This is a genomic window from Akkermansia massiliensis, assembly GCF_023516715.1.
GTDB classification, from domain to species: domain Bacteria; phylum Verrucomicrobiota; class Verrucomicrobiia; order Verrucomicrobiales; family Akkermansiaceae; genus Akkermansia; species Akkermansia massiliensis.
In genome coordinates this window covers 1,754,585-1,780,874 of the sequence record NZ_JAMGSI010000001.1, presented here as the reverse complement: position 1 = coordinate 1,780,874, position 26,290 = coordinate 1,754,585, and the positions used below count along the sequence as shown (strand labels likewise).

22 protein-coding genes are annotated in these 26,290 nt (G+C 58.4%); 13 read left to right on the top strand and 9 right to left on the bottom strand.

Annotated elements, in window-relative coordinates:
• The first annotated feature begins 14 nt into the window (after positions 1 to 14).
• Both M8N44_RS07620 and M8N44_RS07615 read left to right on the top strand, forming a co-directional pair.
• Positions 15 to 1,088, top strand: coding sequence for a hypothetical protein (locus M8N44_RS07620; protein ID WP_102726835.1), 1,074 nt, complete (start codon positions 15 to 17; stop codon positions 1,086 to 1,088).
• A gap of 4 nt (positions 1,089 to 1,092) precedes the next feature.
• Positions 1,093 to 2,016 carry a hypothetical protein gene (locus tag M8N44_RS07615; RefSeq protein ID WP_102726834.1) on the top strand — a complete coding sequence of 308 codons (924 nt, stop codon included), beginning with the start codon at positions 1,093 to 1,095 and terminating at the stop codon, positions 2,014 to 2,016.
• A gap of 1,151 nt (positions 2,017 to 3,167) precedes the next feature.
• On the opposite strand, the gene M8N44_RS07610 is transcribed toward M8N44_RS07615, so the two are convergent.
• The 3 genes from M8N44_RS07610 to M8N44_RS07600 all read right to left on the bottom strand — a co-directional run bounded on the left by M8N44_RS07610 (position 3,168) and on the right by M8N44_RS07600 (position 6,200).
• Positions 3,168 to 4,151, bottom strand: a complete 984-nt coding sequence (locus M8N44_RS07610; RefSeq protein ID WP_102726832.1) for a metallophosphoesterase family protein — start codon at positions 4,149 to 4,151, stop codon at positions 3,168 to 3,170.
• Positions 4,152 to 4,502: 351 nt separating this feature from the next.
• Positions 4,503 to 4,835 (bottom strand): DMT family transporter, encoded by a 333-nt coding sequence (locus M8N44_RS07605; protein ID WP_022397508.1) that lies wholly within the window; start codon positions 4,833 to 4,835, stop codon positions 4,503 to 4,505.
• A gap of 141 nt (positions 4,836 to 4,976) precedes the next feature.
• The gene (locus M8N44_RS07600) at positions 4,977 to 6,200 is read right to left on the bottom strand and encodes a saccharopine dehydrogenase family protein (RefSeq protein ID WP_102729147.1); all 1,224 of its coding nucleotides are present in this window, start codon (positions 6,198 to 6,200) and stop codon (positions 4,977 to 4,979) included.
• Between the two features lie 213 nt (positions 6,201 to 6,413).
• Between M8N44_RS07600 and M8N44_RS07595 the strand changes: the two genes are divergently transcribed.
• A complete protein-coding gene (locus M8N44_RS07595) occupies positions 6,414 to 7,379 on the top strand; it encodes a thioredoxin family protein (RefSeq protein WP_102721055.1) in 966 nt (321 codons plus the stop codon).
• Between the two features lie 355 nt (positions 7,380 to 7,734).
• On the opposite strand, the gene M8N44_RS07590 is transcribed toward M8N44_RS07595, so the two are convergent.
• Entirely contained in the window at positions 7,735 to 9,870 is a 2,136-nt protein-coding gene (locus tag M8N44_RS07590) for an alpha-L-fucosidase (protein WP_180975280.1), read from the bottom strand.
• Between the two features lie 468 nt (positions 9,871 to 10,338).
• Here M8N44_RS07590 and M8N44_RS07585 point away from each other — a divergent pair, with 468 nt between their 5' ends.
• The 7 genes from M8N44_RS07585 to M8N44_RS07555 all read left to right on the top strand — a co-directional run bounded on the left by M8N44_RS07585 (position 10,339) and on the right by M8N44_RS07555 (position 17,200).
• On the top strand, positions 10,339 to 12,198 hold the full coding sequence (locus M8N44_RS07585) for a peptide ABC transporter substrate-binding protein (RefSeq protein WP_102729145.1): 1,860 nt from the start codon (positions 10,339 to 10,341) through the stop codon (positions 12,196 to 12,198).
• Between the two features lie 5 nt (positions 12,199 to 12,203).
• Entirely contained in the window at positions 12,204 to 13,118 is a 915-nt protein-coding gene (locus M8N44_RS07580; RefSeq protein WP_102729144.1) for an ABC transporter permease, read from the top strand.
• Positions 13,115 to 14,071 carry an ABC transporter permease gene (locus M8N44_RS07575; protein ID WP_249853074.1) on the top strand — a complete coding sequence of 319 codons (957 nt, stop codon included), beginning with the start codon at positions 13,115 to 13,117 and terminating at the stop codon, positions 14,069 to 14,071. Before M8N44_RS07580 ends, M8N44_RS07575 begins: the two co-directional genes overlap by 4 nt.
• 19 nt (positions 14,072 to 14,090) lie before the next feature.
• Positions 14,091 to 14,453, top strand: coding sequence for a DMT family protein (locus tag M8N44_RS07570; RefSeq protein ID WP_102721059.1), 363 nt, complete (start codon positions 14,091 to 14,093; stop codon positions 14,451 to 14,453).
• A gap of 59 nt (positions 14,454 to 14,512) precedes the next feature.
• Complete coding sequence (locus M8N44_RS07565) at positions 14,513 to 14,743, top strand: hypothetical protein (protein WP_146017944.1); 231 nt, start codon at positions 14,513 to 14,515, stop codon at positions 14,741 to 14,743.
• A 257-nt stretch (positions 14,744 to 15,000) separates the two neighbouring features.
• Positions 15,001 to 16,182: a tyrosine--tRNA ligase gene (gene tyrS / locus M8N44_RS07560; protein WP_102721061.1), complete on the top strand. Its 1,182-nt coding sequence runs from the start codon at positions 15,001 to 15,003 to the stop codon at positions 16,180 to 16,182.
• Positions 16,183 to 16,219: 37 nt separating this feature from the next.
• The gene (locus tag M8N44_RS07555; protein ID WP_102729143.1) at positions 16,220 to 17,200 is read left to right on the top strand and encodes a bile acid:sodium symporter family protein; all 981 of its coding nucleotides are present in this window, start codon (positions 16,220 to 16,222) and stop codon (positions 17,198 to 17,200) included.
• 19 nt (positions 17,201 to 17,219) lie between these two features.
• On the opposite strand, the gene M8N44_RS07550 is transcribed toward M8N44_RS07555, so the two are convergent.
• Positions 17,220 to 17,576, bottom strand: coding sequence for a hypothetical protein (locus M8N44_RS07550; RefSeq protein ID WP_022397495.1), 357 nt, complete (start codon positions 17,574 to 17,576; stop codon positions 17,220 to 17,222).
• 45 nt (positions 17,577 to 17,621) lie between these two features.
• Here M8N44_RS07550 and M8N44_RS07545 point away from each other — a divergent pair, with 45 nt between their 5' ends.
• Positions 17,622 to 18,983 carry a hypothetical protein gene (locus M8N44_RS07545; protein WP_102749529.1) on the top strand — a complete coding sequence of 454 codons (1,362 nt, stop codon included), beginning with the start codon at positions 17,622 to 17,624 and terminating at the stop codon, positions 18,981 to 18,983.
• 54 nt (positions 18,984 to 19,037) lie between these two features.
• Here M8N44_RS07545 and M8N44_RS07540 read toward each other — a convergent pair whose 3' ends face one another.
• The 4 genes from M8N44_RS07540 to M8N44_RS07525 are packed head-to-tail and all read right to left on the bottom strand — an operon-like array spanning position 19,038 to position 25,108.
• On the bottom strand, positions 19,038 to 21,236 hold the full coding sequence (locus tag M8N44_RS07540; RefSeq protein ID WP_102729141.1) for a hypothetical protein: 2,199 nt from the start codon (positions 21,234 to 21,236) through the stop codon (positions 19,038 to 19,040).
• Positions 21,233 to 23,215: a vWA domain-containing protein gene (locus tag M8N44_RS07535; RefSeq protein WP_102729140.1), complete on the bottom strand. Its 1,983-nt coding sequence runs from the start codon at positions 23,213 to 23,215 to the stop codon at positions 21,233 to 21,235. The genes M8N44_RS07540 and M8N44_RS07535 overlap by 4 nt, the downstream gene beginning before the upstream one ends.
• Before the next feature lie 37 nt (positions 23,216 to 23,252).
• Positions 23,253 to 24,197, bottom strand: a complete 945-nt coding sequence (locus M8N44_RS07530; protein WP_022397491.1) for a M28 family metallopeptidase — start codon at positions 24,195 to 24,197, stop codon at positions 23,253 to 23,255.
• Between the two features lie 23 nt (positions 24,198 to 24,220).
• Entirely contained in the window at positions 24,221 to 25,108 is an 888-nt protein-coding gene (locus tag M8N44_RS07525; protein WP_102721066.1) for a ParB/RepB/Spo0J family partition protein, read from the bottom strand.
• A gap of 368 nt (positions 25,109 to 25,476) precedes the next feature.
• Here M8N44_RS07525 and M8N44_RS07520 point away from each other — a divergent pair, with 368 nt between their 5' ends.
• Both M8N44_RS07520 and M8N44_RS07515 read left to right on the top strand, forming a co-directional pair.
• Positions 25,477 to 25,803, top strand: coding sequence for a hypothetical protein (locus M8N44_RS07520; protein WP_022397489.1), 327 nt, complete (start codon positions 25,477 to 25,479; stop codon positions 25,801 to 25,803).
• A 103-nt stretch (positions 25,804 to 25,906) separates the two neighbouring features.
• On the top strand, positions 25,907 to 26,290 hold the full coding sequence (locus M8N44_RS07515; RefSeq protein WP_022397488.1) for a hypothetical protein: 384 nt from the start codon (positions 25,907 to 25,909) through the stop codon (positions 26,288 to 26,290).

Genomic DNA, 26,290 nt, shown 5'->3' with positions numbered 1-26,290 from the left:
TAATAATAAAGAATATGAAATATTTTCTTGGTTCATCAGCAATTCAAAAATTGTGGGAATATGGGATGATATTTCTGCTGTGCGTGCTCTGTATCAATGTTCCTCTTCATGCAGAAGATGAGGAGGAATGCTGGAATGATTCTTTGTTGAAGATTATAACAAAAACAGAACAGCCTTCTGCGGAATTCGTCCTGAATATTCACCGGGATGAAGAAAAGGCTTATGAAAGAAAAGAGGTCGGAATTGGAGAAAGATTCAAGTTGATATTATCAGGCAAGCTTGTCGAGGGGCAAAATGCCCAGAACGTAAAAAATATTAAGTGGCACCTTCTAAGTGGCCAAGAGTATTTGAAAGAATGGCCAAAAAATACTGATGGAAGGTCAACCTTGAATGTAGAAGCAAAAAAAGAATTTCTGAAAGATTCATTAGATGAAAAAGGGAAAAAGAAAGACGGTAAGGTTGTGGTTCAGGCAGAATTAAATGGGAAAAGGACAAAAAAGTTGGAGATAGAGGTTCTCTTTCCTGAAAAAATGTGGAGCAAGCATGCCCAAGGAGGAGTTCCTGCCTCTTTTCAGGATGAGTTGACGATGGGAGCTTCCATGTTATTAGAATTAAGAGTGCAGCCATTGAAGGTGAGCTTTGTTGAAATAGATGTGATTGAAAGGGACTTGGGCTCTTTCAAGGATCAAGGAAGTATAAGTGAAAGCATAGATCCAAGGCATACGCCTGCAACAGGCTGTGATGCGAGAATAGATGTTTTGCCCGGCAATAAATTTTGGGATAGAGCTACATCAAGTGTGGATGTCCGTTTTGTAATAGAGATTAATGGAGTTCCTCCTCTGCATAAGTTGCCTCAAAAGTGGCATTGGGCATGTCAATGGAGAGTTCATTATGGAGGAGGAGGATTGGACAGTAAAAATAAGGACGGTGCAGTAATCGTAGAAGAAAATCAATATTTTGTATTTGAAAAATTGGCTCTTGCCAATGGTCATTCTTATTTAAATTCTTCTATAAACAAATTTGGCTGTTTTGTCACAAGGAATACATTGAATTTGAGATATTTTTTCGGTCCTGAAGAGAAAAAATAACAGAATGAAAAATTATTTAAGAATCATAGGTGTTTTTATCCTCGCGTCTGTCATGAATGTTAATGCAGCGCAAACGATAATAATTAAAGCTCCGGATGTTATCCCTATTTTCAAGGAGGAACCGGAATTGGTCCAGGGATGGGCGCAGTTGCTGAGAGATGGAAAATTGAAGGAATTTTATCAGAAGGTCCATAAGTCTCAGGAATTTATTGAGGAAATGAATTGGGAGGAATTGAAAGAAGGGGATCTCAATAAATTTTTATGGATATGTTATTATGTCGCCAAAGCTCCTGCTTTTCAGGTAGATTATGATGAAAGTACAGATTCTATCAACCATGAAGGTTTGGATTACAGAGAAAGAGACAATTTAGCTACTGAAGGGGTAAGAATGTGCTGGAACCTGCCGGAAATTGTTTCTCAGCATGACCTGAAAAGAAAAGAACTGGTAGAATTATTATCTTTGTATGTTGCTGCAATGACTAAAACTGTGCGTGATGATTATAATGAGAAGCTGCCTGAGAAACATGCAAAGATGGCTGGAGAATACGAAAAAATAGTACAGAAACGGTTAAAGGAGTATGCAGAGAAGCATAGGGGAGATGGAGTTTGGGGTTCTGGTGATATTGAAAAAAAGCGTATATATTATTATAATAAAATAGCTTCCAATGAAGTTAGAAATTATTCAGCTGCCCATTATCTCAAAAATTCACTTGAGCCGGCATTAATGAAAATTTTATTGAAATGTTTTCCGGGCGATAAAAATGAGGTGGAAAAATATCTTAAACTGGCAGGATATGAAGGAAAGGCGATGGACGAATTGATCAATCGAACTGTAGGGAGGGATGCAAGCACTAAATTCCTATACAAGGGTGATCGAGGACGCAGATATGAACAGGCGCTCCGGCAACAGACTGGAAAGAAGAAATAAATTATAGTTATTTTTGAAAAGAAAACTATGAGTTTTGCTAATGAGTAGTGAATAGGCAAAGATCATAGTGGTTTCCTAAGAGATCAGGGCAGAATATAAGGATGGAGGAACGGTGACAAAGAGGTTTCCGGAAGGTGCGACCACCGTTATAGGAGCTTCCGCTATGTCAAAATTATTGAGAGGGACAAAAGGGAGGAGCCTTCCGGTACGGATTTCGACTCAGGTTATTCCAAGAATGGTGCGAATGAAGTCATAGAAGTATTTGCAACGAATCAATTGTAGGATAATGTCACGGGGGGGATTTTTGCCGTCGACTTGGAACATTCCCATTTCCCAAGCGTGGGACTGGGTGTGTTCCTGGTGTGCATCCATGATGGGAGGAGGGAGAGGACTCGGAAAGCCTTGATGGCCACGAGATCGTGAAAGCGCGATGCCATTTTTGTTTTGCGGAATTTTACAGGCGGGAAATTTGAGGACCACAGTGGTACGATATCGTGACGATTACCAAATTTGGCTGCTGTGTGGCAGCATGGATTATGAATTGAAGACCAGAGTGGTGAGGCGGATGAACGGTTTAGCCTTGGATATATCTGGAATTGTCACTCGATGCCGTGTGAAAAGAAGTGATTTGACCGGGATATGGAGCGACTGTGTTAGAAACATTCCGGGAGCGGTATGATCCGGAATTGAACCGGGAACAGGAGCCTTGGGCTCTCTACTGCAATAATAAGTTGATGAGCAATTAAAAAAGAAACGACAGTTGCAAGTACGAATTGGAAAAGAGGTTGGAGGCTGCGTTTGTGGAGATGCTGGTTCACTTTTATCCGGGCCAGGCCGGAGAAGAGGTCAAGTATTTTAAAAAGGCCGGATACGCTGATTAGGAAATCGGAGGCCTGATTGATGACCGTGCTGCCGGGCGTGAGGGCGGAACGGAATTTTTATATAAGGGAGGCCGCGGACACCAGCACGATAGAAAGTTGGAGCCTCACGGTTCCGGGCGTTTGGAATAATACGCAGGAACATGAACTATCCGGAAAAGAGGAAGGCTTCTATTTCTTTGCGTGGACAGGAGAGTCTTCAGGCTTGCCCGGAAAGCGTGGCGGACTCCAGTTTGTTCCGGGATGGAAAGAAAAATATGGGTAGGAAGTTTTTCAATTCATCGGAATCGCGTAAGAGTGCAGTTTTTTGAATTCGCTGCCTTGCGGGCCTTGGTCCGTGATGCCGTTGTTGGGGGCGGCATAGGTGTCCAGAGTCATGGAGTCCGGGTAGATGTTCAGGATGTAGTAGGCCGTGATGCCGGAGCGGTATTGCAGGGTTTTTACGCGGGATTTTGCGGGCAGAAGGAAGGGGATGGGCAGCACCTTGTTGCCCGCGGGGGCGCAGATGAGGGAGGTGAGGGTGTTTTTCCCGTCCGGGGATGTAATCATGTACAGGTCGTGGGCATGCAGGTGCCCGGTGATGACGAACCGCACGCCGGCGTCCCGGAGGTTGCGGTAAAAGATGTTCTGCTGTTCCGCCGCGCTGTCGTTGTAGCGGCCCCACAGGCATTCCCGGAATTGCATGGGAGTTTGCAGGGTGCGGTGGGTGAAAATTAGGCAATGGCGCGGAACGGTGTTGGCCTTGCTCCTGTTGCGTTTGACCCACGCGCTGAAGTCTACGAGCTGGTCCGGGGTCAGGTCAATGTCCATGAAGTACAGGGAGGCGTTTTTATGGCGGATGCCGTAGTTCAGTTTTCTGGTGGCCAGCCCTTTGGCGCCCTGTTTCCGGGTAGGCAGGAAGAGTTCCCTGAATTGTTCCGCGCGGAAGGGCAGCGATTCATGGTTGCCGCGCACGGCGTAGAAGGGGATGCCTTTTTCCTCCAGCATCTTGTTGAGTTCCTTGCGCTTGGCGAGTCCGTTGACGGGGGCGCTTCCTTCAATGTCCGCCATGTCCCCCACCTGGACGACCATGTCCACCTGGTGCTTCAGGATTTCCCCATAGAGGGTTTTGATGAAATTGACGGCTACCCCTTCGCTTCCTTCCATGCGTTTGGGGGAGTCATGCGTGTCGCCGATGATGGCGATTCTCCACGGAGCGGGTTCCTCCGCGTGCACCGCTTGAAACAGAAAGATGAGAAATAGCGCAAGATATTTCATGGCACCCCGTTTTTACCGCCCGCCTGCTTTCCAGGCCAGAAAATTATGCATGCGCCGGAAGAAGGCCGGACGGGTGCTTCTCTTTTTCCTTTTAAAGGTGGCAGTTCGGGGCTGGCCGGAAAAGCTCCACAGCAGTTAGAACCATGAGAGGGATACTCTTTTCACCGGAGAAACAGGTCCTTTGACGGATTTTATTGGCGGAGGAATGAGCCATTGTGAAGACCGGCTTGCCGGGCCTCCGGAAGGTTTTACCCTCTTTTCAGTGAAGAGGCGTTTTTCTATTCCGGTTGCCGCTGCCCGGAGGGGAGGGCCGTCATCCCCTTGCAGGGAATGCTTTTCCGTTTTTTCCCATCAGTGGGAAACGGAGTTGGAAAAGATATTGATTACCAATACTCCGGCAATGATGAGCGCCAGACCTGAAATCGCTGCCAAGTCCAGGTGCTGCTTGAATGCCACCCACCCGATGGCGGAGATCAGCACAATGCCCATTCCCGACCAGATGGCATACGCAATGCCCACAGGGATGTTTTTCAGCACCAGGCTGAGGCAGTAGAAGGAGCCTGCATATCCGGCTACGGTTATGATGGTGGGCAGGAGCCTGGTAAATTGTTCGCTCTGCTTCAGGAAAGAGGTGGCGATTGTTTCCAGAACAATCGCCAGCAACAGGATAAGATATGCTTTCATGGATTCGTTCCTGCTAAGGCATCGCCCGGGAACTGCCAATGATTATGGGCATCGTGAAGATTTGAGAGAGTAAAAGCCAGGCATTTGAGAAGTCAATGCCCGGCTTTTGATGGAGCGGACGGCTTCGGCCGGAGGTTGCTGTCAATGGACTTGCAGGGCTTTGGCCTGTTCATCCGTGAGTTCCACGCAGTGCCAGGGAAGGCCGCGCTTGTTGAGTTCGTCCATGAAGGGGTCCGGATCGTTCTGCTCCATGTTGAAGACGCCAGCGCCGGACCATTTGCCCGTAAGGATCATTTCCGCGCCGATCATGGCCGGAACCCCCGTGGTGTAGGAGATGGCCTGGGATCCAACTTCTTCAAAGCATTTTTCATGGTCGCAGATGTTGTAGATGTACACGGCCTTGAATTGGCCGTCCTTGGTTCCGGTGATGACGTTGCCGATGCAGGTTTTTCCTTTCGTGGTCTTGCCCAGGTCCCCCGGGTCCGGCAGCACAGCCTTGAGGAATTGAAGCGGAATGATTTCCACTCCATTGTACATGACCGGGTCAATCCGGGTCATGCCCACGTTCTGGAGCACTTCCAGGTGCTTGAGGTAGTTCGGGGAGAAGGACATCCAGAATTGGGCCCGGCGGATGGTGGGGATGTGCTTGACCAGGCTTTCCATTTCTTCATGGTACATGCGGTAGATTTCATAGGTGCCCACTTCCTGCGGGCAGGTGAAGCTCCGGTGCATGCTCATGGGGGCGGTTTCTCGGAAGGCGCCGTCTTCCCAGTGGCGGCAGGGGGCAGTCACTTCCCGGATGTTGATTTCCGGGTTGAAGTTGGTGGCGAAGGCCTTGCCGTGATTGCCGCCGTTGACGTCAATGATGTCCAGCGTATGGATTTCGTCAAAGTGGTGCTTGAGCGCCCATGCCGTGAAGACGTTGGTGACGCCGGGGTCAAAGCCGGAGCCCAGCAGGGCAAAGAGTCCGGCCTTGCGGAATTTGTCCTGGTACGCCCATTGCCAGGAGTATTCGAATTTGGCTACGTCCCGGGGTTCATAGTTGGCGGTGTCCAGGTAGTTAACGCCGGTTTCCAGGCAGGCGTCCATCAGGTTCAAATCCTGGTAGGGAAGGGCCACGTTGATCAGCAGCTGCGGCTTGACTTCCCGGATGAGGGCCACGGTGGCGGGCACGTCGTCCGCGTTCACGGCGTGGGTGGTGATATTGACGCCCGTTCTGGCGCGTACATCGTCCGCAATGGCGTCACATTTGCTTTTCGTGCGGGAGGCCAGATGAATGTTTTGAAAGATGTCCGGCAGTTGGGCGCATTTGTTGGCTACCACATGTCCGACGCCGCCTGCTCCAATGATTAAAACCGTGTTCATGATATGCCCAGTACATAAGTGAAAACAGTTTGAAAGGCAACCCCGGATTTGGTGCAATAATGACACTGCCTTCCCACGGTCCAAATGGCTGTTCCCGTCGGCTGCCGGACGGCGTTTTCCTTGCGGAAGGCGCGGCCTTTTGGAAATTTTCCAAAAATGATTGAACAAGAGATTGACGCTGGATGTCGGACTCTTCAATATTGAACTGTAGATATGATTAGACAAATTCTGCCAATAGTTGTTGCCGCCTGCGTCGCTCCCTGTTTTGCCGCGGAAGGATGGATTACCGATATGGATGCCGCCAAGAAGCAGGCCGCCGAACAGAAGAAGGACCTCATGATCGAGTTCACCGGTTCCGACTGGTGCCCGCCCTGCATGCAGCTCCGCGCCAACGTGTTCAGCAAGCCTGATTTCCAGAAGGACGCCCAGAAGAATTTCGTGCTCGTGGAGCTGGATTATCCGCGCGGCAAGGAACAGTCCAAGGAAATGAAAGCCGCCAATGACAAGCTTGCCCAGCAGTACGGCGTGCAGGGGTTCCCGACGATCGTGTTTGCGGACGCTTCCGGCAAGCCCTTCGGGGGATTTGTGGGCGGCCGTTCCAAGGATGACGTGATGAAGGCCATGCAGGACGCCTTGAAGAACAAGGAAGCCCTGAACGCCGCTGAGGCAAATGTAGCCAAGGCCACCACGGATGAAGCGAAGGTTGCCGCCCTGATGGAAGTGCTCAAGCTGGCGCCCCAGGAGTATGTGGACAATTTTTACGGCGACGTGAAGGCGGAAATCAAGAAGCTGGACAAGGATGACAAGTCCGGCTTGAAAGCCGCTGACGCGCACGCCGACCAGCTTAAGAAGGAACAGAAGGACGTCCAGGATTATCTTGCCGGCAAGCTGACGGACAAGACCACGCCTGCGGAAGCCCTCCAGGTGGTCAAGGCTTATCCCGACCGTGACAAGCTTCTGCCGGAAACCCAGCAGGATTTGCTGATGATGGAGTTCGGGACCTACCTGAATTCCACTGGTGACGTAGACGGAGCCGTGCTGATTCTGGACAAGGTGGCCGAATTGATGCCGGGTACGGAAGCCGGGCAGCGTGCTCCCCGCATCAAGGCCGGCATTCTTGCCAACAAGGACCAGATCAAAGCTCAGATTGAAGCAGCCAAGAAGGCCCAGAGCAAGTAAGTAAAAGCTCCCTTTCCTTGATTCCCTGATTTTGGAAAACGGCCCCGCAGCGGTTCATGCCGCTGCGGGGCTTTTCTTTTTTTCGCCATGAGCTGCTCGCTTAAGCGGCTTCCGTTGAGAGGGTGCCCGTCAGTTCCCGCCGGGTGCAGCCTGCCTTGAAGGCGTCTGTTCCTCTTTTACACGCGGCTGCGGAGAAGGGAGCATCGCGCCGCGCCGCTCTTTCCGCCAAGCCCGGTTATGGAAGAGAAAGGAATCCTGTGGAGCATGCATGCCTGTTTTGCGGAATAAAAAAACCGGCCCCGGCATGATGCCGGGCCGGCTGGCTGTATGCTCTCTCCGTGGGAGAAAAAGGGCGTTATTGAAGCTTGATGACGGTGTCCAGGCTGTCCCAGGCCACGCCTGCGGGCAGCGTGATTTTGTATTGGGCTCCTTCCTTTTCAAGCTTGGCGGCTTTTCCGTTTCCACTGCCGTTCACGATGACGGTCGCTTTTGTGAATTTCTCGCCGATGTCCTTGATGAAGAGAGGTTCGGAGCCTTTCAGCTCTTTTCCTTGTTGAGCAATCAGCGGGCTGACATGCAGGTAGACGGTTTTTTTGCCGCGCCGGTCCGTCTTGTAGCAGCTGCCGCCCCAGGGCTGGTCCTTGTAGGGACCTCCGCGGGTGTTGTAAATGGCTTCCCGGTAGGGGGCGATCCACTTGCCCATGGCCAGGAAGGTTTCAGCCTGTTTCGGGTCGAACGTGCCCAGCGGCGTGGGTCCGATGTTGTAAAGCAGGTTGCCGTCCTTGACGGTGTTGTTGATCAGGAATTTGATGGAGGTTTCCACGGGCTTGGCCTTCGCCTTGGAGGTGTAGGACCAGTTGCCCGTCCAGCGGGTGCCGGGGATGTCCGCCACGGTCATGCAGCTTTCCCAGGGCGTTTTGTCGTTGAACGGCCCCAGCTTGCATTCCGGCGTCAGAAAATCTCCTTTCAGGTCGTCGGGCAGCGGACCTTTGTTGCCTCCGCGGGTGCCGTTCATGCGGTTGTTGACCAGAATGTCCGGCTGGTACTGCTTGATGCGGCGCATCATGGTGCGGGGATCCCACTGGTTGAGGGAGCTGTTGCCCAGGCTGTCGAACCACAGCACGTCCACCTGCCCGTAGCGGGTGAGCAGTTCACTGATCTGGCCGAAGTAGTATTCCAGGTAGCGGTAGTGCTGGTCGGTCAGGTAGTAGGGGTTGTACCAGTCCCGCCCGGAATAGTAGAAGCCCAGCCTGAGCCCTGCCGCATGGACCGCCGCCGCGAATTGCCCCACGATATCCTTGCCGTAGGGGGTATTGGCGATGGTGAAGGTGTCGTAGTCGGAGGGGAAGTTGGAGAAGCTGTCGTGGTGCTTGGTGGTCAGCACGGCATATTTCATGCCGCTTTTTTTGGCGACGGACATCCACTTCCGGGGATCGTATTGTTTGGGATTGAAGCGGCGGTGGGCGGAGTCATATTCAAAGTCCATGATGTTTTTATGGCCGCTTGCGCTGTCCTTGGGGCGCGTCGCATTGCGTTCCCAGCTGATTTCCCGTTCCAGCAGGGAAGAGGGGTTCCAGTGGACAAAGAGGCCGAATTTGGCGTCCCGGAACCATTTTAACTGTTCGTCACTGGCCTTGAAGTCGAAGAGCCTGTTGACGGCTTCATTGATCAGGTCGCGGTCCGCGACCGGGGAAAAGACGTTTTTTTCAGGGGAAAGAACCACCAGTCCTTCCGCCATGGGCTGCATGCGGAAGTTCGGGAGGGGAGCCTTTTCCTTGTCTCCCAGCCAGAGGTTGAGTTTCAGCGCCCTGGCCACGTTCCCTATTTCGTAGGCCTTCTGGCCGCCCGCTTCCTCCATGATTTCGTCCGGCAGCTCCTTCTTGAAAACGGCCTGCACAAAGGGGTGGTTTACATAGATTTTCCCGTTTTCCCGGAAGGGCCTGATGTCTTCCGGCAGGGCTATCCGTTCGTTGGCCGCCATCGCGTAGGGGGCACCGTGGAGTTTGTCCGTGTCCACGGTGAAATAAACGGCGTCCTTGAGCTTTTCAGACAGCTCCTTCTGGAGTGCGTCCACGTTTTCCTGATAGCTTTTGCCGGGGTCAAAACGATTGTTGATGCTTTCCGCCTGCTTTTCCGTAATGACCGGGCCTATCCACGGGCTGGCAATCGCATCCTTCGTGCCGCCGCCCACGATGATCCGGAAATATTTTCCGGCGTCCTTGTCCGTCAGGGTGTAGGATTCCGCGTCCTTGCCCTGCTGCACCAGCACGGGCTTTCCGGTCCGGGAATCCGCTTTTTCCCATTGGATGACAGGGCTGGCGGGTTCGTCCTCAGGAGTGCTGTAGCGGCTCTCCAGCGTGGTTCCGACCACTTCCTCCCCGTTAATGTAGGCTCTGAGCCACGGAGCTACGGGCTCTCCCCAGGCCGGAGTGAGGAGCATCCCCCCAAATGCGGTCAGAAGACAGAAGGCATGGTTTTTGAGTTTAAACATGGGGGAAAAATTAAGGGAGGAACAGTTGGGAAAACAGGATAAAAAAGACTGTTTCAGAAAAGACCAGTGGAGGCGGTTTCCGGGATTTCCTTCCGGTAGAATCCTGTGGGGGATGGGAAGGCGGCACGTCATGCATCTGAGGCGGGGGAGGACAGGCGGCGTATTTGCCCAGGCTTCCCGGCGCGCAAGCGTCTCTTTTAGACGGTTTTTGTGAAGATATCCTGCGGCGGCCGGTTTTTCCCTCGGGAAGTGTTTCGTGCCCGTTGTTGGTTTGGTTCAGGAGAGGAACCACCTCCCTGCCGGCAAAGGAATGTCCACAAGTACGGGCCGGCCGTGAACGGAGCGGCATGATGCCCGGCAGTAGCGGAGGGAGGGATTTCCGGGAAGATTCCGTGAGCCGCGGAGCGGCGGTTGTATTTCTTGAGGTGAAGCCTTGCGCGGGGGAAGGAAACCTGACAGAATCCCGCCATGCGCCTGTTCATGATGTTCTGTGTGATGCTGCTGCTCGCCGGATGCGATACGCGTACCAGCGTGGAACGGGCGCAGGAGGAAGGAGTGCTGATCGTGGGCAATAATGCGGAACCGCAGAGTTTTGATCCGCATATTGCCACCTCCGTTTCCGATTTCAAGATTATCAATGCCGTGATGGAAGGGCTGCTGCGCGGGGATTCCAGGGATGACGCCGTTTTTCATCCAGCCGTGGCGGAGTCCTGGACGCATAATCCGGAGGCGGACAAGTGGTGTTTTTCCCTGCGGAAGGACGCCGTGTGGAGCGACGGCGTTCCGGTGACGGCCCATGATTTCGTTTATGCCTACCACCGCCTGCTTCATCCGGAGTTTGGCGGAAGGTATGCGGACATGCTTTATCCGCTGAAGAATGCGGAGGCTTACAACCGGAACAGGCGCAGCCTGCTGCTGTGCGGCCCCGGTTCCCGGCTGGCCGGGGAAGCGGGGCTGGATGGAGAGGCTCTGGCACGGGTGGATTGGGAGAGGCTGGACGGCATGGGCGCCCGGGAGCTGGAGGCGCTGCGGAAGGATATTTCCCGGATGGAGTGGCCGGACGGAATGCCGGAGGAAGGCGCGCGGAGAATCGCGGCCCGGATGCTGGAGGATGTCCGGGCCGGAAGACCGGATTTGTGGGAGGAGGCCCGTGTGGGCGTGCGCGCCGCGGACGATCATACCCTGGAGCTGGAAATGCGTTCTCCGATGCCCCAGCTTCCCCTGCTGCTGCTTCATTGCACCTGGTTTCCGGTTCCCCGCCATGCGGTGGAAGCCCACGGCGGCATGCTGGACAGGACGGGGGGCTGGACGCGGCCCGGCAAGGCTGTGGGGAATGGTCCTTTTCTGATGGCGGAGCACCGTTTCAATGATTATGTGGAGGTGCGGCGCAATCCCCGCTACCGGAACGCCTCCTCCGTCCGGCTGAACGGGGTCCGTTTTCTACCCACCGTGAACGGCTTTACGGAAACCCGCATGTTTTTCAACGGCAAGCTCCATGTCACCAATAACGTTCCCCCGGAAATGACGGCGTACGCGCGGGAGCGCGGCGGCGGTGATTTCTGCCAGGATGATTATTACGTGACTATTTTTTACCGGCTAAATACGTCGCGCGCGCCGCTGGATGACGCCCGCGTCAGGCGTGCCCTTTCCCTGGCCGTGGACCGGGAGACCCTGGTGCGTGACGTGGTGTGCGGGGGCGGCCAGCCGTGCTTCGGCTTTACGCCGGACGGCGCAGGCTACAAGACGCCGCACGGGGTGGAGTTCAATCCGGAGAAGGCGCGCGCCCTGCTGGCGCAGGCGGGTTTCCCCGGCGGAAAGGGGTTTCCGCGGCTGGAGTTGATGACCACGTCCAGGGAGGTGCAGAAGACGATGGCGGAAGCCATCCAGGGCATGTGGAAGAGGCACCTGGGCGTTCACGTGGATATCCGTTCCTGTGAATGGACGGCCTACAAGTTCGCGCAGAATTCCATGCAGTATGATTTCAGTTCCTCCTCCTGGTCCGGGGATTATCTGGACCCGTCCAGTTTTCTGGATTTGTGGAGCTCCGCCTCCGGGAACAACAACACGGGCTGGTCCCGCCCGGAGTATGAGCGCCTGCTGGCGGAGAGCCGCGCCACGGGAGACCAGGAGAAGCGCATGGCCCTGCTGGCCCGTGCGGAAGCGCTGATGCTTTCGGAGTCTCCGGTGATTCCCCTGTACTGGGCCAGGCGGTCCTATTTGAAGAGTCCGGAGGTGCGGGGATGGCATCCCCTGCTGCTGGACAACCATTTGTTTGAAGACATCAGCCTGGGCGCGCCCAGGGAGCAGGGGAAGGAGGCCGCGCCTTGACCAGGATGATTTTGAAACGCCTGGGGCAGGGGCTTCTGGTCCTGCTGGTGCTGGAGACCGTGACGTTTTTCCTGATACGCCTGCTGCCGGGCCACCCCTTCATGGGGGAGAAGAAGCTGCCGGAGCACGTCCTCCAGCAGCTCCAGACCAGCTACGGGCTGGACCAGAGCTCCCTGGTCCAGTACGGGCGCTACTGGTGGAACATGCTGGTCCATGGCGACCTGGGGCCGTCCCTGGTGAAGGAGGGCATCAGCGTGGCGGACATGATCGGCCAGTCATTCCCGGTATCCCTCCAGCTTGGCGTCATAGGCATGGTGATTTCCATTCTGGTGGGCATTCCCGCCGGGATCGTGGCGGCCCTGTACAAGAACCGGTGGATGGACTGGTGGGTGATGCTGGTTTCCATGGCCGGCATCTGTATTCCCGCCTTCGTGGTGGCTCCGCTGCTGGGTGTGGCGCTGGGCATGCATGTGCCCGGCCTGAGCGTTGCCGGATGGGATTCTCCCGGCTGCGTGGTGCTGCCTGCGCTGACGCTGGGATTGGTGAATGCCGCGTACCTAGCGCGCCTGACGCGCGGAGGCATGCTTGAGGTGCTGGGACAGGATTTCATCAGGACGGCCCGCGCCAAGGGGGCGGGCCCCTTCCGCACGGTCTGGAAGCACGCCCTGCGCGGCGGCCTGATTCCGGCCCTTTCCTATCTGGGGCCGGCCTTTGCCGCCATGATTACCGGCTCCTTTGTAGTGGAGACCTGCTTCCAGGTTCCCGGCATGGGCCAGCATTTCGTGAACGCCACCACGGACCGGGATTATTTCCTGATCCAGGGGCTTGTCCTGTTTTACGGCATCCTGATCGTCGCGGCCAACCTGGCCGTGGACCTGGTGCAGATGGCCGTCAACCCCAGATTGAGGGCGGAGTCATGAAGAACAGGGAATGGAACAGCATGGAGGAGCAGGGCTCCTCCCTGTGGAGAGACGCCTTTCTGCGGCTTTCGCGCAACCGCGCGGCCATGTTTTCCCTGCTGGCGCTGGCGCTGATTGTGGCGGCCTGTTTTCTGGGTCCGCTGCTGCCGTGGCTGCCGCACCCGAATGTGCAGGACCTGTCCCGCATTGCGGAAAGTCCTTCCTGGCAGTACTGGTTCGGCACGGACCAGCTCGGGCGGGACCTGCTGGCGCGCGTGCTGTACGGGGGCCGCATTTCCCTGCTGGTGGGCGTGGTGGCCACGGGCGTTTCCCTGGTCATCGGCGTGACGTACGGGCTGGTTTCCGGTTATGCCGGGGGCAGGCTGGACGCCCTGATGATGCGCCTGGTGGACGTGCTTTTCGCCCTGCCGTTCATCGTGCTGGTGATTATTTTCTCCCTGTCCGTGGAGGAACCCGCCCAGCAGCTGACGCAGTGGGTTTCCGGCGTCACGGGCTGGTCCGTGGAGATGGTGAGTCCCATGACCGGATTGATTCCCCTCTTCATCGCCATCGGCGCGCTGGGCTGGCTGACGCTGGCGCGCATCGTCCGCACGCAGACGCTGGAGCTGAAGGGGCAGGAGTTCGTGGAGGCGGCCCGCTCCCTGGGCATCGGGCACATGAAGATTCTGTTCCGCCACATTGCGCCGAATTTGTTCGGGTCCGTCATCGTGTACACGACGCTGGCCGTTCCCGGCATCATGCTGCTGGAGGCTGTCCTGTCCTTCCTGGGCCTGGGCGTGAAGGCTCCCAATTCTTCCTGGGGCACGCTGATCAAGGAGGGGGCGGACCGCATGGAGGTGAGCCCGGAACTGCTCCTGTTCCCGGCGCTGCTGTTTTCCGCTACCCTGCTGGCGCTGAATTTCCTGGGGGACGGGCTGCGTGACGCCCTGGACCCCAAGTCTTCCAAGGATTGACGCTTTTGAATAAAAGACAATGAAGGTTGCTTTAACGATTTCCATGCTGGTGGTCTCCAACGTTTTTATGACGTGGGCGTGGTACGGGCATTTGAAGAAGGGTTCCGCGGCGGACGACAAGCCCCTGCTGCTGATTATCCTGATGAGCTGGGGCGTGGCGTTTTTCGAGTACTGCTTCATGATTCCCGCCAACCGCCTGGGCAATGCGGGAGGCCTTAACGTGGCCCAGCTCAAGATCATGCAGGAGGTGATCACCCTGTGCGTGTTCATCCCCTTCGCCCTGTTCTACATCGGGGAGAAATGGAAGTGGGACTACCTGTGGGCTTTTTTATGCGTGCTGGGGGCCGTTTTCTTTGTCAATAGGGAGCGTTTGCTCGGGTGACAGACTTTTTTCGTTCGCATTCCTCTTTCAGGGTGGTCTTACCATTTAGAAAGATGAATATGAAAATAATACCTATTCTTGCAGCAGCAGCCGTAGCCGTCCTGGCCGCAGGCTGCCACCATCGCCATAATAATAATGATTATTACCGCCCCGGTCCGTCGCACCATTATAACCATAATGATTATAACAACGGCTGGCATCACGGGCAGAACAGGCCGGGTCCCAAGCCCCGCCCGCATTACGTGACCGCCAATCAGGCTTCCTATCCCCGCCTGTACCAGCTCATGTAGTTTTTGCGGTTCCGCAGGAACGCCGCCGCTTGCGGAAAAGGGCAGCGTAAACCATGGAGCGGCGTTGGCGGGAAGGGCGTGTGAAGGGACGCAGTTTTGGCATGCCGTTCCCTGCGTGGCACGGATACCACCTCCGGGCCGCCCGCTTCCCGGTACCGGCACGGGCTCCGGAGGGCCCTTTGCCGGGCCTGATGCTTCGCGCACAGGATATAAGCTTGAAAAGGCGCGGTGCCCCCGGCACTCTATGCGCCAGATCAATGACTATAGATGAGCAATTAGACATATTGATGGGCGGTACCGCCGTCGTGATCAGCCGTGAAGAGTTGAAGGAGCGCCTCAAGCTGGGCCGTCCCCTGCGCGTGAAGCTGGGGGTGGACCCCACCGCGCCGGATATTCACCTGGGCCATACCGTGGCTATTGAAAAACTGCGCCAGTTCCAGGAACTGGGCCACCAGGCCATTTTGCTCATCGGGGATTTCACGGCCACCATCGGGGATCCCTCCGGCCGTTCCGTCACGCGGCCCCCTCTTTCCCGTGAACAGGTGCTGGAGAATGCGGAGACGTACACCAAGCAGGCGTTCAAGATTCTGGACCGGGACAGGACGGAGATCGTCTACAACGGGGACTGGTTCCGCAAGATGACGTATGAGGAAGTGCTGAAGCTCAATTCCCGCGTGACCATGCAGCAAATGCTGGCCCGGGAGGATTTCAAGGCCCGCGTGGAGGGCGGCAAGGAGGTGCGCCTGCACGAAATGCAGTACCCGATCATGCAGGGCTGGGATTCCGTAGAAATCCGGTCGGACGTGGAACTGGGCGGCACGGACCAGCTTTTCAACATCCTGGTAGGGCGCGACCTCCAGAAGGAGGAGGGCATGCTGCCCCAGATCGCCATGACGATGCCCCTGCTGGAAGGCCTGGACGGCGTGCGCAAGATGTCCAAGTCCTACGGGAATTACGTGGGCGTGGACGAAGCGCCGGAAATGATGTTCGGCAAGATGATGAGCGCCAGCGACGAGCTGATGGACCGCTATTACCAGGTGCTGCTGGGCGAGAAGCGGGACATGGGTCTGCACCCGATGGAAGCCAAGAAGCTGCTGGCCTGGAAGATTACGGCCCGCTATCACGACTCCGCCGCCGCGGACGCCGCCCGCGCGGACTGGGAAACCCGTTTCTCCAAGAGGGACCTGGCCGCCGCGGATTTGCCGGAAGTGGAAATCGCCTCCCTGCCTGCCGGCATGAATGCGCTGGCCCTGGTGGCCTTCCTTTTTGAGAACGTTTTCCAGGTGAAGAAGTCCAACGGCGTTTTGCGCAAGGAGCATTTCACGCCCGGCGCCATCCAGTTGAACGACGCCAAGGTGACGGACCCCGCCGCCGTGCCGGAGCTGGCCCCCGGCAGCGTTCTGCGCCTGAGCAAGAAGCACGCCGTGCGCTTCAAGTAGGGAGCCGGAAACGGCATTCACCTTTCTTCCTTCCTCCATGCTGGGATTCCTTTCCAAATTGGACCGCTTTACCGTCGGCCTCATCGTCAGCGTGAGCGCGGGGATTCTGATTCCCTGTTCCGGCGTGTGGGATACGGTGTTCAGCCGCTTGAGCGATGCGGCCATCATCCTGCTCTTTTTCCTGTACGGGGCCAAGCTTTCCCGCCGCTCCGTGTGGGAGGGGCTGATGCACTGGCGCCTCCAGGGCCTGGTGGCTGCAAGCACCTTCGTGATTTTCCCCCTGCTGGGCATTCTGAGCATGCCGCTGTGGAACAGCGTGCTGGGGCCGGATTTGTGCATGGGCATGCTGTACGTGTGCATGCTGCCTTCCACGGTGCAGTCCAGCATAGCGTTCACCTCCATGGCGGGCGGGAACGTGGCCGCGGCCATCTGCTCCGCCTCCGTTTCCAGTCTGCTGGGAGTGTTCCTCACGCCTCTGCTGGTGGGGCTGGTGTGGTCCCGCGGAGGGGAGGGAGGCGTGGATTTTTCCACCTTCCTGAACATCTGCTATATTATTCTGGTGCCCTTTGTGACCGGGCAGGTTGCCCAGCGCTGGATCGGCAAATGGGTGGTCACGCACCGGAACATTACTTCCTGGACGGACCACAGCACGATCTGGCTGGTGATTTACACGGCGTTCAGCCATGCGATGATTAACGGCGTGTGGAAGAACCTGCCCTGGCTCTCCCTGGTGGAGGTGCTTGTCTTCTGCGGCATTCTGCTGGCCGCGGCCCTGTGGCTGACGGCCTTCCTTTCCCGCAAGTTGCATTTCTCCCGGGAGGACCGCATCGCGATTATTTTCTGCGGCTCCAAGAAGAGCCTGGCCACCGGCATCCCGATGATGAACGTGATTTTTGCCGGAGCGCCCATCGGGCTGCTGGTGATTCCCATCATGGTTTTCCACCAGCTCCAGCTGATGGTCTGTTCCTTCCTGGCCCGGAAGTGGGCGAAGGACGTGGGAAAGGGAGACAAGCTGTAAGGCAGCCTCCGCTTGCCGGTCAATGCCCGGCCAGGCGCAGGACTCCGTCGCACTGCATGTCCCGGCCAGGAACGACTACATGGCTGCCGTAGGAGGGGATTTTGGCCGTGACGGGCTTGTTGCGGAATTTGGACATGAACCGCTGGAAGGGCTCCATGTCCTCCGGGATGATCTTCACTTCCGTATAGGCGGGGTTGGACGGCATGTCCGTGATTTCCACCCGGAAGGAGCCTACGCCGTTGCCGTCCGGCGTGTAGAATTCCAGGGATTCCTCCGGGGTGGAGGGGTGCATGAAGAACAGGAAGAGCATGATGCCCAGGGCCGCCAGGGTGACGACGGTCAGCGGAATGTTTTTTCTGAGGGGACTGATGTGCATGCCTGCTTTTCCTTTCTTCCATAAGATTATGGGTTTTACTGGGACGTGTCAACCCCTCCGGAGGAAAGCCATGACGCGGAGCCGCTCCATGTTCTTTTGGCGGAACGGGTTCCGGCGGAGCAAGGGTGGACGGAAAAAGGATTGCGTCCGCGGGACAATGTGGTAGCTTGTGCGGACAAAGGGAGCCCTATGACCGTGCCCGTAAAGATACTGTCCGTATTGACAGGACTGAGCCTGGCCGGAAGCGTTCAGGCGCGCATCTGGACGAATGACCGGGGCGCTACCGTCGTAGCCGTGCTGGTGGCCGTCCGTGATGCGGAGGTGGACCTGAAGCTTCAGGACGGCCGGATAGTAGCCGTTCCCAAGAACGTTTTTTCCGGCGCCGACCAGGCGTATATCCTGGAATGGGTGAAGTCCGGCGGCACGCTTCCGGATACGGATGTGGGGGCGGAGAACCCTCCGGCGCAGGGTGCGTCCGGCGGACGTTACGTTCCCCTGGAGCCGAATTGGGACGCTCCGTGGCCGGAAAGGGCGGCCGCGCCCGGCTATCTGCTGGTGAAGGCCGTGCAGGAGACGGATGAGCTGAGCGTGTATGAAACGGACCATTTCGTCATTGAGTCCCCCGGAAAATTGCCGGAAACGGAACGCATGGCCCTGGCGCGGCGTTTTGAAACCATTCTGTCCGCCCTGGCGGCCGTTCCCATGAATCTGGCGGTGGCCCGCCGCCCCTCCCGCAAGTATCTGGTGAGGGTATGTTTTCAGGAAGAGGATTTCAACAAGGCGCCGGGCCTGCGGAACGGGAGGCTCAAGTTTTCCCCCACCAGTTTTACGGCCCTGCTGCTGCGGGATAAAAAGGGAAAGCCGCTGAAGCTGGACGCGGTGGATCCGCGCTTTGCCGTCACCCACTGGGTGGCGCAGTCCATGGACCTGGAACACTGGCTGGTGGACGGTTTTTCCGCGTACATGGCTTTTCTTCCCATGGAGAAGGAGGCGATGGTATTCCGGAAGCTTCCGGGAAGGCTGGCTGCCATGCTTCCCCGCGCCGTGCGCACGGGCAGGGAGCCGCTGCCTGCCCTGGCGGACCTGCTGGCGCGGGATTCCGTTCATTCCGCCGCAGGCCATGGCCTCCCTTCAAAGGGGGACGCGTCCCGGTACTGGGCCGATCTGTTATGGACGGTGTACTGGTGCCATCTGGAAGGGGACGGCAAGGCGGAACGCCTCAGGCGTTACCTGGAAGCCTGGGATGCGGAGGACGTCAACGGGGCGCACGCCGTTCTGCTGGACGGGAAGGCTCCGGAAGAGGTGGAGCGGGAAATGGCCGCAGCCTGGAAAAAACTGGGCGTGAAGCTGAAGTTTTCACCGTCCGCCCCTTCCGCTGCGGACGGGAAAAAGGCGGCGGAGAAATGACGGAAGGAGGGGTGGAAAAGCCTCCGGTTTCCGGAAAATCCGGAGCGCACCGGGTCAGATGGTGCCGTTGAGCTTTCTGCCTATCCAGAACAGGGTGAGCAGGAAGAGAAGGGCCGCGAGCGTGTACGGGCTGCACCAGAGCAGGATGCGCGTTTCCATGGGCGGCGGCACGGGCAGCTCCTTGATTTCCTTGATGAGCTGCTGTATTTCTTCCGCCTTCACCATGCGTCCGCGCGTGATGGAGGTCATTTCCTCCATCAGGGCGGTATTGACGGGCTGGCCGGTTTTTTCCAGCGTCTCGCCCATGGTGATGACCGGGAGCGTGACGGATTTGTCCGGTTCCGCGGAGGATGAAGCGGTCAGCTTCCAGGTGCCGGGGCGGTTGATTTTGACGGAGGCGGTGAAAGAACCCCAGGTGTGGTCCATGTTGTCCATCTGCACGCGGCTGGCGGTGCCTTCCGGGGCGGTGATGTCCAGGAAGACTTCCCCGTTCTGGAGAGGCGCCCCCAGTTTGTCGGAGACCATGGCGTTGACGGTCAGCGTATCCCCCAGGCGGGGGCGTTCCGGGTTGGGAATCAGGCGGATTCTTTCCCCGGCGGCCATATTGCGCTGGTAACTCATCCAGCGGGCCACCTGGCTCCAGAAGCGGTAGTGGTATTTGTCCTCCACGCCGCGCCGCCAGCGCCAGGCGGAGTCCGTCCCCATGAAGAGGACTTTTCCGTTGCCGTAGGACTGGGTGACGATGAGGGGAATGCGGCCGTAGGCGTTTTTGTCCGCCGCATGCACGGCCAGGACGGTGGTTCCGGCCTTGGGCCGTTCCACCGGGGCGTACCAGTTGAAGCCCGGCAGGTTGCGCCACACTTCCTCGTTTTCACCCTCCGTATCCGCCAGCATGGTAAGGAGGGAGCCGCGCCCCTCCGGCGTCAGGATGAGGGGGGAGGGGGCTGGCTGGGTGGTTCCCTCCGGCTTGGCGGTGAGGAACGTGACGGGCATCAGGTCTCCCAGCTCGGATTTTAGGAGTTCCATCTGCTTGCCCTGGTAGCCGGGCAGGAAGACGATGCCGCTGGCCTGGTTTTTCACCATGCCCTTGAGCAGGGCGGCCTGTTCCTCCGTCAGCCCCTTGGGGCCCAGCCCCACGTCTCCGATGAAGATGACGTCATACTGGGCCAGGTCTTCCATCCTGTCCGGGAATTTGACCAGGTAGCCGGGGCCTTCCCCCATTTCCTCCAGCCCCGGGTGAAAGAGCAGGGTATGCACGTCCACGCCCGGGTCGCGGTACAGGGCGTTCCGGATGAAGCGGTACTCCCAGCGCGGCAGCGTGTCGATCACCAGCACCTTGATGGATTCCCTCCTGCCGGCGATGCTGAAGGAGGAGGCGTTGTTGTTGTGCATCCGTTCCTGGGGCTGGACGGGGAGCTTGAGCTCCAGCGTTTCCGCCCCTTCCTTTTCTATCTTCCACAGGACGGCGTCGGACACTTCCCCCTGGGCCGGAATGGTGACCGTGCGGGTGACGGTTTTTCCGGTGTCCCTGGAGGCCAGGGTGAGCGTGGTGCGCGTTTCCTTGCCCAGCGTGCTTTTAATGGTGAAGGGGATCTGCACCGTCTCCCCGATGATGCCGTAGGTGGGGGCTTTCACGTCCTGGAGGGCCAGGTCGGGCAGGGGGTACGGACTGCCGGCGGGAATGATGAAGAGGGGAATGCCCCTGGTGCGCATGCGCTGGGCCTGCGTCAGCACGGAGGAGGAGGCGTTGTGGCCGCCGTCCGTGAACATGATGACCGCCCGCAGGTTGTCCGAGGATTGCATGGCGTCCTCCAGCGGCTTGGCCAGGTCCGTGCAGGCCATGGCGTAATCCGGGGAATCCGGCGGAGGGGGGGAGCCGAAGGCGGCGGATTCCACCACGTGCGTGTCTTTCAGGGATTCCGTGCTGTTGCCCTTGATCAGCTCCTGCGCGTAGGCCGTGCGGGTAACGACGTGCTGGGGGGTGATTTCCACGTCCTGCGTTTCCATGGAGCCGGAGCGGTCCTCCAGGATGGAGACCTTGGGCTTCTCCTGCGGGGCTGAGGTGACGACCCATTCCGGCTGGAAGAGCAGGAAGCAGATGGCCCCCAGAATCACCAGGCGCAGGAGTTCCAGCTTGAACGTCAGCGGACGGCGGTTGCGTTTGCAGGCGGTGCGGCTCATCCAGACGCCGGCCGCCATGACCAGGACGGCCAGGAGGACGCTTAAAGCGGTAGGTTGAAGGCTCAGGCTCATGGGCGGATGGTGGGGGAGGGGCGTTTGGCCGTGTGCCTGGGCAGGCACAGGAAAGCTTCCAGCAACAGGCAGGCGAGGGAAATGATGAGAAAGAGTTTCCAGGCCTCCTGCACCAGGGAGGGCGTTTCCGCCGTGCTCTGCATGGAGCTGATGGAGGCCTCCGGCAGAAGGAGGCGGAGCTTTTCATCCGTAATCTGGTCCGGATTGTCTTCCGACCAGGGGCGGTTCACGGCATAGGTCTGCGCTCCCAGGCGGTACACGCCTGCCGTGTCCGCCGGAGAGCCGGAGGGGTGGCTGCCCTGGGCGTTGTCCATGCGCACGGGGATGTCCGTGGCGGATTGCGGCAGGGCCGGGTCATTCACCCGGAGGGAGATGGAAGTGGAGAAGCGTTCCGCCCCGCGGTCCGCCATGCGCTGGAGCAGGGGGAGCAGCAGGTGGCCGTCCGCCAGGTTGGACCAGGAATATCTGGGCAGAGTCCCCAGGAACAGGGCGGAACCCGTTCCGGCCCTGACCTGGGCCAGGGCGCAGGTGCCGTCATCCCAGGAGGCCAGGGTGCGGTATTTGCCCAGCAGGGGCTTCCGGCGCACGGCGCGGAGCCGGTTGGCGGGAATGGCCGCCTGGTCGGAACCGTCCCGGAGGAAGCCGCGCTGGCGGTCCCATGTTTCCAGGCGGTAGTACTCCTCGGGCGGGGCCGTTTCCATCGCTCCCCAGGAGACGCCCAGGAACGGATGCCGCGTGCCGTGGGCCGTATCGTCCGGCAGGAAGAGGACGATTCCCCCTTCTTCAATAAAGGCCAGTAGCTTTTCTTCCATTTCCGCGCGCGGCGGCGGTCCGTACCAGGCGACCATGGACTGGGAGGCCAGAGCGGCCTGCGCCGCCCGCGTGTTGCCGGGCATCGTGGCCTTCCTGTTGGGCAGACCGGGAGGGGCGGACATCAGGGAGAGGGTTTTCCCCACTTCTCCGGAAGGGCCGCAGATCAGGATGTTGGCGAGGGGTCGGGGGGCGAAGGTGAAGAAGGAAATGTCATCCCTGGTGAAGTCGTCATGAGGCAGGGAAACGAAGCCGAAGCCGGATTCCTTCCCCTGCGGCAGCGGAATTTCCTTCCTGATGGCGGTGCTTTCCCCGGCCAGTTGCAGCGTGGCGGAGGCGGCGGCATTATCCACGGAAAGGTGTACCGGCACGTCCTCCGGCTGGTTGGGGTTGAAACCCTGGCGCAGCACCTCCAGGTCCAGCACCAGCCTGCCGTTGCTCACCTGGGCCTGCCTGACCCTGATGCCGCGGTTGCTTTCCGGCCTGTCGCGGAGGGCCATGATGCGGATGGAGGGGGGAATGGCCAGAGCGGCCAGCCGCTGGCGCACGCCGGGCCAGAGGGGGGAATCCGGCCTCCAGGAGGAGGCCTGCATGTCTGAGGCAATCCAGATTTCCGTCTTTCCGGAACCGGACTCCTCCAGATACGGGATGGCTTTTTGCAGCAGGGCCGGAATGTCTGCGCCGCCGTCCGTGGTTTTGCTGACGGTCAGGTCCGCCAGGGCTTCCGGGGCGGGAATCTGGGTGACGGTTCCGGTGGCGGAATCAAGCAGGGACAGGCGGCAGTGGCCAAGCTGCGCAAAGGTGGATTCCACCAGCGGCGGGATGGCGTCCCGCAGGGAGTTGGTTTTGTCCGGCCGTGCGTCCATGGAGGCGGAACGGTCCAGAACCAGCAGGACTTCATTCAGTCCGGAACTCCCCCAGCCGAAGAAGCTGCTGAGCAGGGGCCGCGCAAAGGCCGTCACCAGCGCCGCCACGGCCAGGACGCGCAACGCCAGAATCAGGTAGTGCAGCAGTTTTTTCGTCCCGCGGGTTTCCCTGGCGGCGCGGAGCAGGAATTCCATGGCCGCCCAATGGACGGAGCGGTGCCGCCACCTGTTGACCAGGTGAATGATGATGGGAATGGAGGCTGCAAAGAGGGCCCATAGCAGCCAGGGAGAGGTGAAGGACATGGGAGGATAGGGGTAGTTGGGGATTCAGGCCTGGTTGTCAGGTAGAGGGCGGGTCGGGCAGCAGCTGGCGGAGGATATGCAGGGTCATTTCTCCGGTTTGCTTGAAGGATTTCTCACCCAGAATGCCTATGTTGTCCTTGGACGTGTGCCACCAGTTGCCGTCCTGAAAATCGTCGATGATGTTCAGCGTATCCATGCCGAGGTCCATGAAGGGGACGTGGTCGTCCAGAATGGCGTAGCCGGAGACCCCCCATTCCTCCGGTGAATAGCCCAGTTCACGAATGGCGCGGGAATAAACCCGGTACATGGACTGGGGCGTCATGACCGGGATGCGTATCTTTTTTCCCTGCCGCCCCACCATGTCCAGGTTGATCATCCACTTGGGCAGCGGCTTCCGCATGGCGGCGGCATAGTGCTTGGAGCCGTACAGGCCGTCGTCACTGTCCATGTGTTCCGCAAAGCTCTCTTCTCCGTCAAAAAACACCAGCTCCAATTCCCCGGCGCGCGCGGGTTCCCCGGCCAGGATGCGGGCCGTTTCCAGAATGGCCGCTGCGCCGGAAGCCCCGTCATTGGCCCCGGTGAAGCCGGCAATGCCCTGCTTGGTGTCGATATGGCAGGTCAGCAGTCCCCGGACCGGAGCCTGGAAATCCGGCGCCTTGCCAAACCGGGCCCGCAGGTTGACGAACTGGATGGGGCCCTTGGACGTTTCCTGTTCAAAGGATTGCTCCTGGCAGGTCCAGCCGTGTTTGGCCAGTTCCTTCTTCAGGTAGTCCAGTTGCTGGCGGTAGCCTGGAGTGCCGGAACCCCGGTCCCCCATCTCCGTCATCCGGGCGGCGTGGAACATGGCGTTTCCTCCGTTGAAGTGGGTTGTTTCCTGGAGCCGGGCGGGAATGGTTTCCGCACCCGGAAGGGGCGTTTCCACGGGATTTCCGCACTGCATCAGCAGGGCCGTGAGCAGGATGAGTCCGATGCGGGGCGTCATGGGAAAAAGACGGAGTGGAAGGTTTACTTGGAAGCGGACCATTCATCCTGGCCCAGAAGTTCAAGAATGCGGACGAATTCGGCCTTGCTGGAAAAGGTGATCTCAATGGAGCCCCGGCTTCCCTGTCCGGAAATATTTACCGGCGTGCCGAATTGTTTGGCGAGCACGCTGGAAATCTTCTTGTACTGCGGGGAGGAGGGCTTTCTGGCGGGAGCCGCCGGTTCCGGAGGATTGAGAAGCTTCTGGATGGCTTTCTCCGTCTGGCGCACGGTGTAGCCCTTGTTGACGATGTCGCGCCCGAGCTGGATTTGCTGGTCCTGGTTCTTGAGGGACAGGAGCACCTTGGCATGTCCCACGCTGATGAAGGCGTTGCCCAGCATGTCCTGGACCGCCTGGGGAAGATCCAGAAGCCGCATGCTGTTGGCTACGGCGGCGCGGGATTTGCCTACCCGCTTGGCGATGTCCCCCTGCTTCATGCGGAATTCCGTTTTCAGGCGCATGTAGCCGGAGGCCTCTTCCAGCGGGCTGAGGTTTTCACGCTGGAGGTTTTCAATCAGCGCCAGCTCCAGCACGTCCTTGTCGGAAGCCTTCCGGATGATGGCGGGCACGGTGGACAGGCCCAGGATGCCGGAAGCGCGCCAGCGCCTTTCCCCGGCAATGAGCTCATACTTGCCGCTTTCCGTTTTCCGGACGATCAGCGGCTGGATGATGCCGTGCTCCTTGATGGAGTCCACCAGCTCCGCCAGTTGTTCCGGGGTAAAGATGGCGCGCGGCTGGAGGGAGCTGGGAATAATGGAGGCATGGGATAATTGATGCACAACGTCTCCCGCCTGGGGAGCCGCCAAGGATTCACGAGACAGATTTTGATTGATAAGGGCGTCAAAGCCTTTCCCCAGAGCCGGTTTTGCCATAGCAGGGAAGAAACTAGCATGAACCGGTTCCGTTTTCAACAGGGTATTTGTTATCCGCAGCGGAAATTCCCGCTTGTGCGGCCGGTTTCATCCTCCATGTTCCCGGACGTGTCAGGCGTGTTGCGCCCCACCCCGCGGGCAGGTCAAAGATGGCGGTGCCTTGAACGGCCCGCTGCCGCCGCGCTGGTTTCCGGCAGGCTGCGGATATCCTGTCCCGTGCAGGGCAGGGGGCGTTTCAAGGCCATGAACCAACAAATGAACGAGATGAACAGCAATGAACAATCCTGCCATGGCGCGGGCTTTCCCTGCGGAACCGCTGCGGCGCAGCGCGCACCTGAATTCCTTGAACCCCTTGCCCCCGCCCGCCGATGAAGCTCAATCTGACGGAAGAACAAAAGAAAGCCGCTCTGGAAGCGGGAAAGCAGGGCATGAAAAACGCCTATGAGAAAAGCAAGTACCGGCCCGGATTGACGTGGTGGGAACGCCTCCTGTGGGTGGTCCTGGCGGGAGCGGCCTATGCGGCGTCCTCCCTCCTTTCCGGCTGCGGGCATACCATAGACGTGACTGCGGAGCGGACGGAGATATGCAGGGATGGCGCCTGCCTGGTGCTGGAACCGGGGCGCCTGTCCTATTCCCAGGCCCAGCCGGAGACGGAGGTACAGCCTGTGATCCAGAGAATCCGGAAAGGCAAATGATTCCGTGCCGTCCGGTCCGCAACCTGCCGGGACAAGCGGTTCTGCATGAGCTGTCCCGGCGGGAATTGCGGAAGTGAATGGCCTGTGGCGAAAGGGGGATGGCATGAACGCTTTATCAGCCGCCGCCGCCTATTATCTGGCTGCGGGCAGGAGGGAAGAAGAGATGGATGAGGATGGGCGCTGCCAGGATGTCTATGTCCGTACCCCGGAGCTTGTCCTGATGGCGCGCCGGGTGGATTCCTCCGCTCCTTTCGGCAGGATTATCGATGTCCGCTGCCGGTTTGAACCGGAACGGTGCGACGCCTGGCATCTCCATTTTCTGGCGGGAGAGGTGCGGGAACTGTTGACTTATGAACGGGAAATTCTTTCCCTGCCATGGATTCTGACCCAGCATGGCAAGCGCGGGGACGGGCGGCTGATGAAGTTGTCTTCTTCCCGGTTCTGCCGCCTGCTGGCGGCGTCTGCGGTTGCCGGACCGCTCTCCTGA